The sequence below is a fragment of the Priestia sp. YIM B13489 genome (assembly GCF_042787645.1).
In the GTDB taxonomy this organism is placed as follows: domain Bacteria; phylum Bacillota; class Bacilli; order Bacillales; family Bacillaceae_H; genus Priestia; species Priestia megaterium.
The window spans coordinates 514,424-533,374 of record NZ_JBHZOQ010000053.1 but is presented as its reverse complement, the minus strand read 5'-3'; the positions used below and the strand labels follow the sequence as shown (position 1 = coordinate 533,374).

The window sequence follows — 18,951 nt, the reverse complement described above, 5'->3', positions numbered from 1 at the left end:
CAGTGAGATAACTGCCCGTAAAATCCGGCGTTCTTCATTCTACTATTCGTAAAAAGCGGCGTACATTACACAGGTGTAAGCTTCGCCTTATCTCTAACTATTATAACATGTTCTATAAGTCATTCGAAAAAAAAATGTGAACAGTCTTTGAAAACATGTGTTAAGATATTAACTGTTATTCCGTAATAAATTGTATCAAAAAAGCAGCGTTTTATCACGTTTTCTGTTTTGAAACACCTGGAGGTTACTATGAAAAAGCAATCAATGTTTTTTGGTGTCTTACTAGTTGGATTTGGAATCTTTTTCTTACTGAATGAACTACATATGAGCATTGCAGCAAAGGTATACACGTGGCCTGTACTGTTAATTTTAATAGGAGCAGCCCTGTTAACTGAGTCTGCTTTATCTCAAGATCATTCAAACTTGCTTGCAAGCTACATATTAATCACTTTAGGTATTCATTTCTATGTAAGTGAACAAATTCCCTTTTGGCCTACGAATATTAGCATGGTCGTTTTTATGGTGGCCATTAGCTTTTTACTCAGTGCTAGAAAAGCCAAATCAGGCTTTTTCCAAGGCGGCACTCTTTTAATTATTGCCATTTTAATGATGTTTTCAGACCGTCTTAAACTATTTTTGCCAAAAGTTGAAGACGGCGTAAATTATTTAACAACCTTCTGGCCTATTTTATTGTTACTAGTTGGGCTATATTTATTATTTTTCAAACGAAAGTAATCTATGTAAACAAGTTAAAAAAATGGAACGTTTGACTCACTTCCTGTTAGAGTGATGATAAACGTTCCATTTTTTTAGATTCTATTCCTTTGTTTAGTGAGTCATGCGATACTGCAAAGATTTCCACGCTTTATCTTTTCCTTCACCTGTTTCAGATGAGAAATGAATTAATTCATCATTTGGATCTAAGTCCAGCGTTTCTCTCACTACTTTTAAGTGCTTTTGCCATTTTCCTTTAGGAATTTTATCAGCTTTCGTTGCAATAACCATAACGGGAAGGTCATGGTGCTTCAAAAACTCATACATCATAACGTCATCCTTTGAAGGAGCATGGCGTAGATCAACAATCATTAACACAGCTTTAAGCTGCTCACGATTTGTTAAATACGTTTCAATCATTTTCCCCCATGCTTCACGCTCTTTTTTAGACACTTTTGCAAACCCGTACCCAGGTACGTCTACAAAGTGAAGGATTTCATTAATTAAAAAGAAATTAAGCGTTTGAGTTTTTCCGGGCTTAGACGACGTACGCGCTAAGCTTTTGCGATTGAGCATCTTGTTAATAAAAGATGATTTTCCTACATTTGAACGGCCTGCTAACGCAAACTCTGGCAGGTTTTCTTTAGGATATTGTTCAGGGCGTACGGCACTGATAACAATATCGGCTTGAGTTACTTTCATTTTACCTCTCCTACTAGCGCATGTTCCAATACTTGGTCCACATGTGACACAAGAACGATGTCTAATTCCTCTTGTACACTGTCAGGGATATCTTCAATATCACGTTCATTATCATGAGGGATTAATATTTTAGTTAATCCGGCACGATGTGCACTAAGTGACTTTTCTTTTAAACCGCCGATTGGTAATACGCGACCTCTTAGTGTAATTTCTCCTGTCATTCCTACTTCTCTACGCACTGGTTTACCCGTTAGTGCTGATACTAGAGCAGTGGCAATGGTAATTCCTGCAGAAGGTCCATCCTTTGGTACAGCTCCTTCTGGAACATGGATATGAATATCATGTTTTTCATAAAACTTTTCATCAATTCCTAGTTTCTCTGCATTTGAACGCACGTAGCTAAATGCTGCCTGAGCTGATTCTTTCATCACGTCTCCAAGTTTTCCAGTTAGCACTAGTCTTCCTTTACCAGGGGACAAGCTTACTTCAATGGCTAGCGTGTCTCCTCCTACAGTTGTGTAAGCAAGACCTGTAGCAACGCCGACTTGATCTTCCGTCTCAGCCTGTCCGTAACGGAACCTAGGCTTGCCAAGGAATTCTTCAAGCGTTTTGGCCGTCACCACCACGCGTTTTTTCTCGCCAGAGACTACGATACGAGCTGCTTTTCGACAAATGGAAGCAATTTCGCGTTCAAGGTTACGAACACCCGCTTCTCTCGTATATAAACGGATGATTGCTGTTAACGCGTCATCGCGAATCTGCAAATTGCCCTTTTGCAATCCGTGATTTTCTAGTTGGCGCAGCAATAGGTGACGCTTCGCGATTTCAAGTTTTTCCAGCTCCGTGTAACCAGCAATTTGAATAATTTCCATTCGATCGCGCAGCGGCCCCGGAATCGTAGCTAAGTTATTGGCTGTAGCCACGAACATCACTTTTGATAAATCATACGTTTCTTCTATATAGTGATCGCTGAAATTATGGTTTTGTTCAGGATCCAATACTTCTAACAAAGCAGAAGACGGGTCTCCACGGAAATCATTTGACATTTTATCGATTTCATCAAGCAGAAATACCGGATTAATCGTTCCTGCTTTTTTCATTCCTTGAATAATGCGTCCAGGCATAGCTCCCACGTACGTGCGACGATGACCGCGGATTTCTGACTCATCTCTCACGCCGCCTAGAGACACTCGTACAAAATGACGATCTAGAGACGTGGCAATTGAACGGGCTAGGGATGTTTTCCCTACGCCAGGAGGTCCTGCTAAACATAAAATAGGGCCTTTAAGAGATTTTGTCAACTGCTGCACAGCTAGATATTCTAATACGCGTTCCTTCACCTTTTCAAGGCCATAGTGCTCATCGTTCAGCACTTGTTCAGCATTATGAATATTGAGCGTATCTTCCGTTTCATTTGTCCAAGGTAGCGCAATCAACCACTCGATATAATTTCGAATGACTGAGCTTTCAGCGGAGGTAGCAGGAATTTTTTCATAGCGATCCAATTCTTTAAACGCCACTTGTTTGACATGGTCCGTCATCCCACTTGCTTCAATTTTTTCGCGAAGTGTTGCTACTTCTCCTGTCTTTCCTTCTTTGTCTCCAAGCTCTTTTTGAATCGCCTTCATTTGCTCACGAAGATAATACTCTTTCTGAGTGCGTTCCATTGATTTCTTTACACGCTGTCCAATTTTTTTCTCCAGCTGCAAAACTTCTTGCTCGTCTTGAATATGAGAAATGATCGTATTTAATCTTTCCTTCACATCAGTTATTTCTAAAATTTCTTGTTTAAGCTGAATTTTTATTGGTAAATGAGAGGCTACAATATCCGCTAATCTTCCTGGTTCTTCAATGTCGCTTACGGTTGAAAGAGTTTCAACGGACACCTTTTTGGAAAGTTTTATGTATTGTTCGAAATAGTCTAAAAGCGTGCGCATCAGCGCTTTATCTTCTACATCAACCTGATGTTCTTCATTTTGCTTTTCCACGTGCACAACAAAATATTCTTCGCTGTCTTCAAATTCTGTAACGGTTACGCGATTTAGTCCTTCTACTAAGACGCGCATCGTTCCATTCGGCAGCTTTAGCATTTGTTTAATTTTTGCTAACGTACCGGTTCTATATAAATCCTCTTTTGTTGGCTCATCGATACCCATATCTTTTTGTGATACTAAACAAACTAAGTGATCATCCATCATTGCTTTTTCTAATGCTTGCACAGATTTATCTCGCCCAACATCTAAATGAAGCACCATTGTCGGATAGACGATCAAACCTCGTAAAGGCAATAGCGGCATTGTCAATTTTTCTTTTTCTGCCATGCAATGAACACCTCCAATGCTCGTCAATTAAAGTATGTAAAGTGTGAATTCTTTTAACAATTTTATCTCATTTGTATACACATGTCTAACAATAGTAATTACTAATTGTACCATGAGAAAGAATTAAAAGGCAAAACATATCTTTTTAAGCTCTTTTCATAAAAAAACGCCTTTTTCGTTGGCTGTGTATAAAGGTTTTATACGCGAAAAAGGCGATGAATATTCATCTGACCATTAATTTTTAATTATCATGATAGAATTAGCTAGATTCTCTATTTGAAATAGCTGGATCTACCGACAAATGTGCAACATGCTCATGTACAGACAATAGCGCTTGTTCAAACACCTCTGTTAAATGATGGACAGGAATAATATCGATACCTTTTACCTTTTCTACCATTGCATTCATATTTTCCTTTGGCACAATCACCGTCTGAACGCCTGCTTGTTTTGCTGCCTTGATTTTTGGAATCACACCGCCAATTGGCTTTACGTTGCCGTGCAGACCAATTTCTCCTGTCATTGCTACCGTATGTTTAATTGGCACTTCATAAATCGCTGAGTAGATCCCTGTTGCCATCGCAATACCAGCAGAAGGTCCATCAATTGGCACGCCTCCCGGAAAGTTTACATGAATATCATACTCATCGGCTGGAACATCCATTGAACGAAGAACCGTTATGACATTTTCAATTGAGCTTTTAGCCATACTTTTACGGCGAATAGACTTCCCTTGAGTCCCTATACTTTCCTCTTCAACGATACCTGTAATAATAATGTTCCCTTTCTCTTTTGCAGGAATCGCTTTGACTTCAATTTCTAAAAGTGCTCCAGAGTTGGGCCCGTACACTGCTAATCCATTAATAAGTCCCACTTTTTCCTCATCTGCAATTTTCGGATCGTGCCTTGGAGATAGTTGACTAGAATGAACAATCCATTCAATATCTTCATTTTTAATGTCCGTTCGTTCCTCTGATATCGCTAATCCAGCCGCAATTTGCATCATATTAACCGTTTCACGTCCATTGCGTGCATATGTAGAAAACAGAGATAAACCTTCTTCTGATATATCCATTCTTACTTTATTTGCTGCTTTTTTTGCAACTGTAATAATTTCGTCGCGATCAAGCTCACGGAAAAATACCTCTACGCATCTGGAACGAATGGCAGGCGGAATTTCATTAGGCGTTCTAGTCGTCGCACCAATCAAACGAAAGTCTGCTGGCAACCCATTTTGAAAAATATCGTGAATATGTGTTGGGATTTGTGTGTTTTCTTCGCTGTAATAGGCGCTTTCCATAAACACTTTTCGATCTTCTAGAACCTTTAACAGCTTATTCATCTGAATAGGATGGAGCTCTCCAATTTCATCAATAAATAAAATCCCCCCGTGTGCATCTGTAACCGCTCCTTGTTTTGGCTGCGGAATTCCAGCTTGGCCCATGGCACCTGCTCCTTGGTAAATAGGATCATGAACAGACCCAATCAAAGGATCAGCAATGCCTCGCTCATCAAAACGCGCCGTAGTTGCATCTAACTCTACAAATACAGCCGATTGTTTGAAAGGTGATTTTTTATTTTTTTTTGCTTCTTCTAACACTAGACGTGCTGCTGCGGTTTTTCCTACTCCAGGCGGCCCATATACAATCACGTGCTGTGGATTAGGGCCGCAAAGGGCCGCCTTTAGTGACCGAATTCCATCCTCTTGTCCGACAATATCGGAGAAGCTAGACGGCCTCACACGTTCGGCAAGCGGCTCAGTTAAAGAGATGGCTCTCATTTTCTGCAATTGCTCCATTTCTTTCTTTGAATCCCGGTCAATTGAGACTTTTTGCGTACGCTGATTGCGTAATAAATTCCAAAAATATAAGCCAATGATGATACCAAAAAAGAGTTGGACCATTAAGGCAATATTCGTCCAGTTCATAGATAAACCTCCTGCGCAGTTTAGTAAGATAATTATCAGTTATTATCTCCCTGCAGCAGTAGGAATAAACAAGATTCTAGTAAAAAGTAAAATTTAGTTGTGCTTCATCAACAGAAAAAAGCCGGGTACTCAAATTGAGTACCCGGCTTTTTTTATGCTGATGTTTTGCTGCCTTCTTGAATAGTAGATCCGTCTTCTAATACGAACTTAGGAGCCGCTTGATCACGAACAGTTTCACCTGTGATAATACATTTTGTAATATCATCACGTGAAGGAAGATCAAACATTACATCTAACATAATACCTTCAATGATTGAACGTAGACCACGAGCACCTGTTTTACGCTCGATTGCTTTTTTAGAAATTTCTACTAAAGCCTCGTCTTCGAACTCAAGTTCAACGTCATCAAGTTCAAGCATTTTTTGATATTGTTTCACTAGTGCATTTTTCGGTTTTGTTAAAATCTCAACTAGCGCTTCTTCATCAAGAGGCACTAAGCTAGCAGTAACCGGTAAACGACCAATAAACTCTGGAATTAAACCAAATTTCAATAAATCTTCCGGTAATACTTTTGCTAGTAACTCTTTTTCTGTAAAGTCTTGTTGTTTTGTTTCTGAACCGAAACCAATTACTTTTTTACCTAGACGACGCTTAATAATAGGTTCGATTCCGTCAAATGCACCACCGCAAATAAATAAGATATTTGTTGTATCAATTTGAATAAATTCTTGATGAGGGTGTTTGCGTCCACCTTGAGGAGGAACGCTTGCTACAGTACCTTCTAAGATTTTAAGAAGAGCCTGCTGCACACCTTCACCTGATACATCACGTGTAATAGATGGATTTTCAGACTTACGCGCTACTTTATCAATTTCATCGATGTAGATGATGCCTTTTTCAGCTTTCTCCACATCGTAATCAGCTGATTGAATTAATTTTAATAAGATGTTTTCAACATCTTCTCCTACATAACCCGCTTCTGTTAGAGATGTTGCATCTGCAATCGCAAACGGTACGTTTAAAATACGAGCCAATGTTTGAGCTAGTAAAGTTTTACCGCTTCCTGTAGGTCCAATTAATGCAATATTACTTTTTGATAACTCAACGTCATCAATTTTACTGTTTGAATTGATTCGTTTGTAATGGTTGTATACCGCAACGGATAACGATTTTTTCGCATCCTCTTGACCAATTACATACTCATCTAAAATGTCACGAATTTCTTTTGGTTTTGGTACATCTTTAAATTCTACTTCTTCTTCTGTACCTAACTCTTCTTCTACGATTTCCGTGCAAAGTTCAATACATTCATCGCATATGTAAACACCTGGACCCGCAACTAACTTGCGTACTTGTTCTTGTGTTTTACCACAAAATGAGCATTTTAACTGCCCTTTTTCATCGTTAAATTTAAACATAATTTTCACCCCTTGTAGTATTTACTAAAGTGCTCGAAGCTGATTTCTATCCGCGCTATAGCCCAACAACATGAACAACTCATCTATTTGTAGGTAAATGCCCCTCTTTATTACATAGTAAAAGCGCTATGAAAAGATTTGTATTGCATTTTACCATACATTTTCTTGAATAGATACTAAAACGTTTTATGTATATGTTGTTGATGAGCATAACAGAATGGAGATCTGCTATTATATAGTGTCCTCTTATTGGGCCTATTTCATAACCACGGATTTCAAACAATGGGTTAAAGCTGCTTCTACGGTGTTGGTTATGATATAAAAAAACTATTGAAGTTTATAAAACAAGGCACGATCAAGTCGCGCCTTGTTTCTTACTTACTATTATGCAACAGCTTTGCTGTTTTCTACAAGAAATTCAACTGCTTTACGTACTTTCATGTCTTCTTTAATGCTATCAAGACTGCCAAGCACTTTCTTAATTTCTTCGACAGGCATGTTGTACATTCCTGCCATGTTTTCTAATTCTTTTTCTACTTCTTCTTCGCTTACTTCAAGATTTTCAGCTTTTGAAATAGCTTCTAGCGTTAAGTTGATTTTCACACGCTTTTCAGCATCCGGACGCATTTGGTCGCGAAGAGCTTTTTCATCTTGACCTGAGAATTGGAAGTAAAGTTCAAGGTTAAGACCTTGCATTTGTAAACGTTGTTCAAACTCTTGCATCATACGATCCATTTCAGTGTTGAACATTGCTTCTGGAATTTCTACTTCAGCATTTTCAGCAGCTTTTTCTACTAAAGTGTCGCGAAGAGCTGATTCCGCTTGATTCTCTTTATCGCTTTGTAATTTTTCTTTTGTTTTTGCTTTTAACGCTTCTAAAGTTTCTACTTCTTCATCTACGTCTTTTGCAAACTCATCGTCTAAAGCTGGAAGCTCTTTAGATTTGATTTCGTGTAATTTCACTTTGAATTTAGCAGCCTTACCAGCTAGCTCTTCAGCGTGATACTCTTCAGGGAATGTTACTTCCACTTCTTTTTCAGCGCCTACTTCAAGACCAACTAGTTGCTCTTCAAAGCCAGGGATGAATGTGTTAGAACCGATTTCTAAAGAATAGTTTTCGCCTTTTCCGCCTTCGAATGCTTCGCCATCAACGAAACCTTCAAAGTCGATTACAGCTGTATCACCTTCAGCTACAGTTCCTTCTTCTTTAACAACTAGTTCAGCGTGACGCTCTTGAAGTGTTTTTAATTCAGCTTCAACGTCTTCGTCTGTTACAGTTGTATCTACTTTTTCTACTTCTAAGTTTTTGTATTCGCCTAATTTAACTTCAGGCTTAACAGTTACTTTAGCAGTGAAAACTAGAGGTTGTCCTTTTTCGATTGTTTCAACATCGATTTCTGGACGATCAACCGGCTCGATACCAGCTTCAACAATTGCATTGCTGTAAGCTTCAGGTAATAAGATATCTAGTGCATCTTGGTATAAAGATTCTACGCCAAAACGTTTTTCGAAAAGTGGACGAGGCATTTTACCTTTACGGAACCCTGGTACGTTTACTTGTTTTACAACTTTTGTGAATGCTTTATCTAAGGCTTTATCAAACTCAGCAGCTTCAACTTCTACTGTTAAAACGCCTTGATTTCCTTCTTGTTTTTCCCATTTTGCAGACATGAATGTTTCCCTCCAAAATCATTTTAAGTAGTGATTTCTAAACTAGATAATGCAGATAGCCTATCAGTTCAACCCTCAATCATTATCTATTTAACTCCCTATTACTTTAAAGTAAGTAGGAATGTAATGTAAAGATGAAATTCTACTATACGTATTTAAGTGCATTTTACAACCATTATATTATAACATACAACAATGACGTTTCAACTAAACACCACATTTTATATAAAAGAAATTTCTTCAATTTCTTTTAGCTCTTTAATTGCCTTTCTTAATTCAGCTGCGGAGAAACTTCCATCTTCCTCTGCTACAGCTACATCTGACTCTTCTCCTTGCATCATCAGACTAACAGCATACACCGCTTCTGTCCAAAGTTTTACATTATCACCCGGTAAAAACGGAAATGTAATAAATAAATGACGCTGCCATATTTCAACGGCAACCTGCAGCAATGTAGGATTTTCATGCTCCAGCTTTTCCGTCAGCTGCGCTTCTACTTGCTCGGCAAACAAATACGGTGTTGTTCGTTGAAGCTGAAGCGCATTTACTTTTTTCGTCTCTCCAAACTTACTAATCATAAAATCAATGTCTACTTCTTCTTCCATGACTGTTTTTAAAGCGACTGTTTTTACGATAGGGTGAACAGCTTCAGATGAAAATAGCTGTTCCAGAAAGAAGCGCTGCTTTTCAATTCTCTTTGTTTTTAATGAATGAACCCATTCAAGCTGATCTTGAATATTGTCTAGAGCTGTGAATGATTTAAACTGCTCTAGCTGTTCTTCTTCTGTTTGTTCTTCTATGACTTGTTCTTGATTCATTCTATTCTTGCAGAACTCCAATAGCTGATAAAGCTGTTCAGCATGTTCAGAAGGGAGTTTGTGTTCTTGAATAACTGCTTGTAGAGTGACATATCCCTCATGATAGTGACCAAGCTGAATTAACACCATGAGGTACATTTGCAAATTATGATAATAATCGCCAATATCTTCTTTCAGCATTTGCTCACACAATTCTTTAGCTATTCCTGCATCACCGAGCTCCACGTGACAAATAACAAGACCAAGTAAAATTTCATGATGCTTATTATCAAGTTCATAGGCCTGCTCAAATAAAGGAAGTGCTTCTTGAAACTGCTTGTGCTGCATATGATCTGTAGCTTTTTCAACCAACCGTTCTTTTAATAGAGGAAAAGCTACAATTTTGTTTTGTTGTTCATTCGACATGTTTTCTCCCCACTTCGCGGTCCATTTGCTTTACAGTTTAGCAATTCGGTTAACGGAACGCAAAAAAATCGAGCAAAATCATCATTTTGCTCGATTTTTGGTTAATATCTTACCGTTTTTGCTTCATAAGCAGAAATGTCGTCTTCAAAAGAAAGCGTATAGCCAATTTCATCATATCCGTTAACAAGCATATATTTCCAATGGCCATTGATATCAAACGTACGTTCAAAGCCTGCTTCATCGGTAATTTTTTGCTGATGAAGATCGATTGTACAGGCGTAAGAAGCACTTTGAGACTCTTTCATTAAATAGGAAACATCTTCTTTTGGTAAAACAATAGGTAAAATACCATTTTTTAGACAGTTTTGTTTAAAAATATCCGCAAATGAAGGTGCGATAATGGCACGAAACCCATAGTCTAAAAGCGCCCATGGCGCGTGTTCACGTGACGAACCACATCCGAAGTTCTCGTCAGCTACAAGAATTGTTGCTCCTTGATTTTGAGGCTGATTTAATTCAAACGTTTCATTTAACGTTTCATCTTCATTATATCGCCAATCAAAAAATAGAAATTGGCCAAACCCAGTACGCTCAATTCTTTTCAAAAATTGCTTTGGGATAATTTGATCAGTATCTACGTTTGCTCGGTCGAGACCTGCTACTTTCCCTGTGTGGATTGTAAAAGCATTCATCTGTGTTCTCCTCCTTATCGCACCGCTTGTTCTTGTAGTTTGCGCACATCAACAAAATGTCCATATACCGCTGCCGCTGCTGCCATTACCGGGCTTACTAAATGCGTTCTGGCGCCTTTTCCTTGACGTCCTTCAAAATTGCGGTTAGAAGTGGACGCACAGTGTTCGCCTTGTGGAACTAAGTCAGAGTTCATACCTAGACACATGCTGCAGCCTGAGTCTCTCCAATCAAAACCTGCTTCAATAAAAATAGCAGATAACCCTTCTTCTTCAGCCACTCGCTTTACTTTTTGAGAACCTGGTACAATGATCGCTCGCACATCTGGTGACACTTTCTTTCCTTTAATAAAGGCTGCCACGTCACGAAGATCAGACAAACGAGCATTCGTACATGAACCGATAAATACATGCTGAACTGGAATCTCTTCTATTGCCATGCCAGGCTGTAAGCCCATATACTCAAGTGCTCGTGACAAAGACTTTCTCTCAGCTTCTGTTTTACACTCTTCTAATGTAGGAACTTGCTTGCTAACATAAGAACTCATCGCCGGGTTTGTTCCCCATGTTACAACAGGTTCAATTGTATCTGCATCAATTTCCAGCGTTTCATCGTACGTTGCACCTTCATCTGTTGCTAAAGCTGCCCAAGCTGCCACTGCTTTTTCAAACTGTTCTCCTTTAGGAGCATACTGACGTCCTTTAATATAAGAGAACGTGACATCGTCTGGACTGATTAAACCAGCTTTTGCACCGGCTTCAATAGACATATTACAAATGGTCATGCGCTCTTCCATTGAAAGATCGCGAATACATTCGCCCGTAAATTCCACGATTGAACCCGTTCCAAAATTCACGCCGAATTTTTGAATTATTGCTAACACAATGTCCTTAGCATAAACGCCAGGCTGCTTTTTGCCATTCACTTTCACTTGTAGCGTTTTTGGTTTCGCTTGCCATAGCGTTTGTGTTGCTAAAACATGCTCTACCTCACTCGTTCCTATCCCAAAAGCAAGCGCTCCAAATGCACCGTGAGTAGATGTATGACTATCTCCGCACACAATGGTTTTTCCAGGCTGAGTTAATCCTAATTCCGGTCCAATGATATGCACAATTCCTTGCTCTTCACTTGTTAAATCTAAAAGCTTCACACCAAACTCATGACAGTTTTCAGATAGTTTGTCTACTTGTTTCTTTGCAATTGGATCTTTAATATTAAAACGGTCAACCGTTGGAATGTTGTGATCCATTGTAGCAAACGTTAAGTCTGGACGCTTCACTTGGCGATTTGCCACGCGAAGACCTTCAAATGCTTGAGGAGACGTTACTTCATGAATAAGATGAAGATCGATATATAATAAGTCCGGCTTCCCCTCTTCTCGACGTACAACATGTTGTTCCCAAAGCTTATCAATAATTGTTTTTGGTTTCATACTGCTCCTCCTTTCTGATTATGAAAAACGTTTCTCACAAAACGTGAGAAACGCATGATTAACTGTAAGCTGTCATAATGCTTGAAATGGCAGAATCATTGGCAATTACCGCAGTTATCGCCTCCACCATTTTATCGGTACCTAAATAATGATTACCGTCTGCTAAGTCAGCTGTTCGATGACCTGCATGTAATACACTTTCAACTGCTTGTTCAATCACTGCTGCTTCTTTTTCTAATCCAAACGAATGTCTAAGCAACATTGCTGCAGATAAAATAGCAGCAATCGGATTAGCTTTGTTTTGACCAGCAATATCTGGTGCAGAACCGTGAACCGGTTCGTATAGAGACGGACCATCAGCCGTTAAGCTCGCAGATGGCAACATTCCTAACGATCCTGTCAGCATAGAAGCCTCATCACTCAAAATATCACCAAACATATTTTCAGTTACCACTACATCAAAATACTTCGGATTACGAATTAACTGCATAGCAGCTGAATCTACAAGCATATGCTCAAGCTCTACATCCGGGTAGTCTTTTGCTACTTCTTCAGCTACTTCACGCCACACTCTACTAGACTCAAGCACATTCGCTTTATCAACAGACGTTACTTTTTTACGTCGATTTACAGCCGTATCAAATGCTTGGCGAATAATTCTTTCTATTTCTGTACGCTTATAAAATAATGTGTCGACAACTGTTTCTTCATTTCCTTCTGTTCGGCGCTCGCTAGGCTTACCAAAATATAAGCCTCCTGTTAGCTCACGGACGATAATGAAGTCAACACCTTCAATGTATTCTTTTTTCAGAGGAGAGGCATCCGCTAAGCTATCATAAAACGTCACCGGACGAAGATTAGCATATAAATCCAGTTCTTTTCGAATAGCTAGCAAACCTTTTTCCGGTCGCAAATGTGAAGGGTTACGATCCCATTTTGGCCCTCCAACCGATCCAAGTAATACAGCATCCGCCTGCTTACAAGTCTCAATTGTACTTTCTGGAAGAGGTGTGCCCGCCTCATCAATTGCAGCTCCGCCAATTAGTCCATACGTAAACTCAAATTGATGATCAAAGCGCTCTCCAATTGCTTTTAAAACAGCAACAGCGCCTTTTGTTACTTCTGTTCCTACGCCGTCACCCGGTAATACAGCGACTTTTTTTGTCATGGTGGTCTCTCCCTTCAGTTCACATTACTTCTTGCTTTGTACGATGCTGCTGAATAGCAATTAAACGATTAATGGCGTTCAGATATGCTTTCGCTGACGATTCTAATACGTCAAATGCTACTCCGCGTCCGCTTGCTTCAGTTCCTTCGCTTTCAACCTTCACAAATACTTCAGCCAGTGCGTCCGGCCCACCGTTAATAGACTGAATACGATAGTCTAATAGTTTTACATCTTGTTCAACACAGCGCTGCAGCGTATTATAGATAGCTTCCACGCTTCCAGATCCCGTAGCTGCTTCTTGAATCTCTTCGCCGTTTTCTTTGCGAAGCGTAATCGTAGCCGTTGGAATATTGTTCGTACCATACTGAACTTGCAGACTTTCAAGCTTATATTCACTGTCTTTGCTAACTTGCTTTTGAATGACTAATGCCAATAAATCATCATCGGTAATGTCTTTTTTCTTATCTGCTAAGTCTTTAAACTTCTCAAAAAGCACGTTTGCTTCTGTATCTTCCAATGTGAATCCAAGCTCTACTAAGCGTGTACGGAACGCATGACGGCCTGAGTGTTTACCAAGCACAATTGGATTTTGTTTAACACCCACAAGTTCTGGGGAAATAATCTCATATGTTAACGGATTTTTTAAGACGCCATCCTGGTGAATACCTGATTCATGAGCAAAAGCATTTTTTCCGACAATTGCTTTATTTGGTGCAATATTCATTCCGGTAAGCTTACTGATAATGTCACTCGTACGCTTAATTTCAGGCAAGATAAGACCTGTGCTCGCTTGATAGAAATCTTGACGGACATGAAGCGCAAGTGCTACTTCTTCAAGTGCTGCGTTACCCGCACGTTCTCCGATTCCGTTAATCGTTCCTTCAATTTGAGTAGCTCCTGCTTCAATCGCAGCCATTGAATTGGCCACAGCTAGCCCTAAGTCATCGTGACAGTGAGCTGACAAATCAACTTTATGAATATTTGACACGTGTTCTTTTAAGTAATTAAATACTGATTGATAGTCACCAGGAGTGATAAATCCTACTGTATCTGGAATATTAACGACTTTTGCACCAGCATCAATAACGGCTTCTACAATTCTAGCTAAAAACGGTAAATCTGTTCGACATGCATCTTCAGCAGACCATTGAACAACCGGGAATTTTTTACTTGCGTACTTCACCATTTCCACTGCTGTTTCAAGTACTTCATCAGGTGTTTTTTTCAATTTATGCTGCATATGAATTTCGGAAGTAGCGATAAAAACATGCAGTCTTGGTTCTGCACTTTCTTTTAACGCTTCCCATGCAATGTCAATATCTTTTGTAACAGACCTTGCAAGGCCTGTTACAGAAGAATTTTTGACAATAGACGCAATTTCTTTTACGGATTGAAAATCACCTTTTGAAGAAGCGGGAAATCCGGCTTCAATGATGTCGATACCTAATCGCTCTAACTGCTTAGCAATTTCAAGCTTTTCTTGTAGGTTCAAATTGACTCCAGGTGACTGTTCACCATCGCGTAGCGTCGTGTCAAATAGTTTAATTTTTTGCACTAGCGATCACCGCTTCTTTCTTTTGTTTTTTAACAAATGGCATCATTTCACGTAATTGAGCGCCAACTTTTTCAATTAAATGTTCGTTTTCACGGTTATTGATAGCTGTAAATTCCGGACGATTTGCTTGGTTTTCTAGGATCCAGCCTTTTGCAAATTTACCTGTTTGGATATCTTCAAGCACTTTTTTCATTTGTTCTTTTGAACGCTCATCTACAACGCGTGGTCCTGAAACGAAGTCACCCCATTGAGCTGTATCAGAGATTGAATAACGCATGCCTTCCATTCCGCCTTCATACATAAGGTCAACAATTAATTTTAATTCGTGTAAACACTCAAAATATGCAACTTCCGGTTGGTAGCCAGCTTCTACAAGCGTTTCAAAACCAGCTTTAACTAATGAAGTTAAACCACCGCAAAGTACTGCTTGCTCACCGAAAAGATCTGTTTCTGTTTCTTCTTTAAATGTTGTTTCTAACACACCCGCACGAGCTGAACCGATTGCTTTAGCATAAGCTAACGCTACGTCCTTTGCTTCTCCAGTTACATCTTGGAATACTGCGAATAACGCCGGTACGCCAGCTCCTTCTTCATACGTTCTTCTTACAAGGTGACCAGGACCTTTTGGAGCTACTAAGAATACGTCAACGAATTCAGGTGCTACGATTTGGTTAAAGTGAATGTTGAAACCGTGAGCAAATACTAAAGATTTTCCTGGTTTTAGTCCTGGAAGAATTTCTTCGTTATAAACTTTTGGCTGATACTCATCTGGAAGTAATACCATTACTACTTCTGCTTGTTGAACTGCATCTTTTACAGATAATACAGTGAAACCGTCTTGCTCTGCTTGGTCCCATGATTTACCTTTACGTAATCCTACTACCACGTTTACTCCGCTGTCGCGTAAGTTTTGTGCATGGGCATGACCTTGTGAACCATAGCCTACGATTGCTACTGTTTTACCTTGTAATAATTGATCCTTTGCATCTCCGTTATAATATACCTTTGTCATAATAAATCTCTCCTCTTAGTTTATATAGTTTTATATAGTTTACTTGGTTAGTAACTAGCTAGAATTAAATGATTGATGAAAGTTTGGCTGCCGCTTTTTGCGTACCGCGCGGAACAGCTACTGTTCCCGTGCGCGTTACTTCTTTTAATCCATAAGGCTGAAGCAGATCAATCATCGCTTCAATCTTGCTGGATTCACCTGTTACTTGAATAATCAAGCTGTCGCGGCTTACATCAATGATGGTTGCACGGAAAGGTTCAATTACTGCATAAAGTTCGTTACGGCTCGCTGGCGTAGAGGCTACTTTCATTAAAGCAAGCTCTCTTGATACCACCGCTTGATCCGTAATATCTTGAACCTTCAACACGTCAATCTGCTTATTTAACTGCTTAATCACTTGTTCAGCAGCGTTATCATGCTCTACGTTCACAACAAATGTCATGCGTGATACATCTTCAGATTCAGTGTGACCTACCGAAATACTCTCAATATTGAAATTTCTTTTTGTAAATAACCCCGTCACGCGATTTAATACGCCCGCACGGTTTAATACAGTTGCTGTAATAATTCGCTTCATGGTTTCACCCCTACCATTTCATGTAATCCTTTTCCAGGTGCAACCATTGGATATACGTTTTCTTTAGGTGCGACAAAGAAATTTAGTAGAACAGGTCCATCTGTTTCCATTGCTTCTTTCAAAGCCGCATGCGCTTCTTCTTCAGTAGAAGCTTGTAAACCTTTGATATCATAAGCTTCTGCAAGCTTCATTAAATTAGGCTGATTCGGAATTAAAGAGTGTGAGTAGCGTTCTTCATAGAAGATTTCTTGCCACTGACGAACCATACCAAGCGACTGATTGTTAAGTACAACCACTTTTACAGGTAAATTTAATTCTCTAATAACTCCTAATTCTTGAAGCGTCATTTGAAATCCACCGTCACCAACGACTGCTACAACTGTTTTATCTTTGTTTGCCAGCTGAGCGCCGATTGCAGAAGGTAATCCAAAGCCCATAGTGCCAAGACCACCTGAAGTTACCCATCGATCTGGATTATTAAATGTGTAGTATTGAGCTACCCACATTTGATGTTGCCCAACGTCCGTTGTAACCACGGCATCTCCATTTGTATACTTGTGAAGCAACTCAACTACTTTTTGTGGTTTTAACACGTCCGCTGAGTTCTGATACCATAATGGATATTCTTGCTTCCACGCCGCTAATTTCTCATGCCATTTCGTATAATCTCCAACTTCTCCTTCTTGCAGAAGCAATTGCTTCAATACTTCTTTTGCATCTCCAACAATTGGAATCTTGGTTGGAACATTCTTTCCAATTTCCGCTGGGTCGATGTCAATGTGCGCAATTTTTGCATTTGGTGCAAAATGCTTTAAGTTACCTGTTACTCGGTCATCAAAGCGTGCACCGATACTAATGAGAAGATCACTCTCATAAATTGCCATGTTTGCTGTGTACGTTCCGTGCATGCCAGCCATTCCTAAATGAAGCGGATGATCTGCAGGAAAACAGCCCAATCCTAAAAGCGTATTAATAACGGGAATATTTTGACGCTCAGCATAATTTTTTAATTCTTCTGAACCTTTACTCAATAGCACTCCCGCACCTGCTAGGATAACAGGTTGTTTTGCAGCTGCTACTGCGTCTGTTAATTTTTTAACCTGCAGCTGATTTGGAAAATAAGTTGGCTGATAGCCAGGTAAATCAATTTCTCCTTCGTAATTAAATGTTCCATCACCCTGTGCCATATCTTTTGGAATGTCGATTAAGACTGGACCAGGTCTTCCTGTTGTCGCAATATGAAATGCCTCTTTGATGATTCTCGGCATATCGCTGATATTGCGTACTTGATAGCTATGTTTTGTAATTGGCATTGTGATCCCTAATACATCTGCTTCTTGGAACGCGTCAGAACCAATTACACTTGAAGCTACTTGACCAGTAAAAACAACTAAAGGAAGTGAGTCAATCATCGCATCTGCCAAACCTGTTACGATATTTGTTGCACCAGGACCACTTGTTGCGATAACTACACCGGGTTTGCCTGAAATTCTTGCGTACCCTTCTGCTGCGTGAATTCCACCTTGTTCGTGACGAGCAAGTACGTGAAACATTCCTGAACCATATAGCTTATCGTAAATCGGTAAAACGGCTCCCCCTGGGTAACCGAAGATGACGTCAACATTTTCTCTTCTTAGAGATTCAATCAACATGTCAGCTCCATTCATTTGTGCCCCAGTGCTTACAGGTTCTTTCGTTTGCATATTGGCTCCCACTTTTCTCATCCTTTCGTTTTCTAGATAAAAGAAAAAAGACTTCTCACCCCTAAATAGACCCTATCAAATGATATAGGTCAAGGGGCGAAAAGTCTTTTGTACTTTACGCGGTACCACCCTCGTTTGTAATCGTAATGATTACCTTATGAATGTATACTGTACATTCTTTTTGATAACGAGTGCTTTGGAAGTACACTCGGTCGCCCTTACTTAATTTCAGGGTGACACTCTGAGGTGAGTTCATTTTGAGTTGGTAACATCGGCTTCCAGCAACCCGACTCTCTGTTGATACCTAAACATCAAAACTACTTATCCTCTTCAACGTTTTAAAACGCTATATGCTTTTTGAACAATGCTTTACACATCATATTTTAAATTAATTACAATTAATTAAAATTTTTAGAAAACTTATATTTGAGGACTATCTTACGCCCATTTCTATGCATAGTCAACCACTTTTCAAGATTTTTTTAGACAATTTAGACTAAACAGAATATTTGAATGCGTTTTCATTATTGATGTAATAAGGGTTTACAGCAGTTCAAAAAGTTTTTCTGAAACGTTCATTTGTACACACTGAATGAACAAACATTCATTTTTAAGATAAATAAAAAACCTGGCTTTTACTTTTTAGTAAAAGCCAGGTTTTTCTGGACGTCCCAGGAGAGATTCGAACTCCCGACCGACGGCTTAGAAGGCCGTTGCTCTATCCTGCTGAGCTACTGGGACATAATGTTAAAGTGTATCAAAGACAATACTTATTATATTCAAATATAATTTAAAAGTCAACGTTTTTTTTGAAATTTTATGAGAAGAGAGGTAAAAA

14 protein-coding genes, 1 tRNA gene and 1 other annotated feature are annotated in these 18,951 nt (G+C 39.3%); of the genes, 1 reads left to right on the top strand and 14 read right to left on the bottom strand.

Annotated elements, in window-relative coordinates; genetic code table 11:
* Positions 1–249 precede the first annotated feature (249 nt).
* Positions 250–735 carry a LiaF transmembrane domain-containing protein gene (locus ACFX4W_RS08595; protein WP_013059363.1) on the top strand — a complete coding sequence of 162 codons (486 nt, stop codon included), beginning with the start codon at positions 250–252 and terminating at the stop codon, positions 733–735.
* Between the two features lie 93 nt (positions 736–828).
* Here ACFX4W_RS08595 and yihA read toward each other — a convergent pair whose 3' ends face one another.
* The 14 genes from yihA to ACFX4W_RS08525 form a co-directional block, all read right to left on the bottom strand.
* Positions 829–1,416, bottom strand: a complete 588-nt coding sequence (gene yihA / locus ACFX4W_RS08590; protein ID WP_013059364.1) for a ribosome biogenesis GTP-binding protein YihA/YsxC — start codon at positions 1,414–1,416, stop codon at positions 829–831.
* Positions 1,413–3,737, bottom strand: coding sequence for an endopeptidase La (lon, locus tag ACFX4W_RS08585; RefSeq protein WP_016765665.1), 2,325 nt, complete (start codon positions 3,735–3,737; stop codon positions 1,413–1,415). The genes yihA and lon overlap by 4 nt, the downstream gene beginning before the upstream one ends.
* A 259-nt stretch (positions 3,738–3,996) precedes the next feature.
* Complete coding sequence (gene lonB, locus ACFX4W_RS08580; protein WP_029320070.1) at positions 3,997–5,664, bottom strand: ATP-dependent protease LonB; 1,668 nt, start codon at positions 5,662–5,664, stop codon at positions 3,997–3,999.
* Between the two features lie 152 nt (positions 5,665–5,816).
* Entirely contained in the window at positions 5,817–7,082 is a 1,266-nt protein-coding gene (gene clpX, locus ACFX4W_RS08575; RefSeq protein WP_013059367.1) for an ATP-dependent protease ATP-binding subunit ClpX, read from the bottom strand.
* Positions 7,083–7,466: 384 nt separating this feature from the next.
* On the bottom strand, positions 7,467–8,753 hold the full coding sequence (gene tig / locus ACFX4W_RS08570; RefSeq protein ID WP_016765666.1) for a trigger factor: 1,287 nt from the start codon (positions 8,751–8,753) through the stop codon (positions 7,467–7,469).
* 221 nt (positions 8,754–8,974) lie between these two features.
* Entirely contained in the window at positions 8,975–9,976 is a 1,002-nt protein-coding gene (locus ACFX4W_RS08565) for a tetratricopeptide repeat protein (protein ID WP_043976072.1), read from the bottom strand.
* 101 nt (positions 9,977–10,077) lie between these two features.
* Positions 10,078–10,668: a 3-isopropylmalate dehydratase small subunit gene (gene leuD / locus ACFX4W_RS08560; RefSeq protein WP_013059370.1), complete on the bottom strand. Its 591-nt coding sequence runs from the start codon at positions 10,666–10,668 to the stop codon at positions 10,078–10,080.
* 14 nt (positions 10,669–10,682) lie between these two features.
* Positions 10,683–12,098 carry a 3-isopropylmalate dehydratase large subunit gene (gene leuC / locus ACFX4W_RS08555; protein ID WP_043976069.1) on the bottom strand — a complete coding sequence of 472 codons (1,416 nt, stop codon included), beginning with the start codon at positions 12,096–12,098 and terminating at the stop codon, positions 10,683–10,685.
* A 58-nt stretch (positions 12,099–12,156) separates the two neighbouring features.
* Positions 12,157–13,266 carry a 3-isopropylmalate dehydrogenase gene (gene leuB / locus ACFX4W_RS08550; RefSeq protein ID WP_013059372.1) on the bottom strand — a complete coding sequence of 370 codons (1,110 nt, stop codon included), beginning with the start codon at positions 13,264–13,266 and terminating at the stop codon, positions 12,157–12,159.
* 19 nt (positions 13,267–13,285) lie between these two features.
* Positions 13,286–14,821, bottom strand: a complete 1,536-nt coding sequence (locus ACFX4W_RS08545) for a 2-isopropylmalate synthase (protein WP_025750618.1) — start codon at positions 14,819–14,821, stop codon at positions 13,286–13,288.
* A complete protein-coding gene (gene ilvC / locus ACFX4W_RS08540) occupies positions 14,808–15,833 on the bottom strand; it encodes a ketol-acid reductoisomerase (RefSeq protein ID WP_013085141.1) in 1,026 nt (341 codons plus the stop codon). Before ilvC ends, ACFX4W_RS08545 begins: the two co-directional genes overlap by 14 nt.
* A 64-nt stretch (positions 15,834–15,897) precedes the next feature.
* Complete coding sequence (ilvN, locus tag ACFX4W_RS08535; protein WP_013059375.1) at positions 15,898–16,410, bottom strand: acetolactate synthase small subunit; 513 nt, start codon at positions 16,408–16,410, stop codon at positions 15,898–15,900.
* Positions 16,407–18,134, bottom strand: coding sequence for an acetolactate synthase large subunit (ilvB, locus tag ACFX4W_RS08530; protein WP_155660677.1), 1,728 nt, complete (start codon positions 18,132–18,134; stop codon positions 16,407–16,409). Before ilvB ends, ilvN begins: the two co-directional genes overlap by 4 nt.
* A 68-nt stretch (positions 18,135–18,202) precedes the next feature.
* Positions 18,203–18,456, bottom strand: a binding site (T-box leader).
* A 324-nt stretch (positions 18,457–18,780) separates the two neighbouring features.
* Positions 18,781–18,854, bottom strand: a tRNA-Arg gene (locus tag ACFX4W_RS08525).
* Positions 18,855–18,951: the final 97 nt, after the last annotated feature.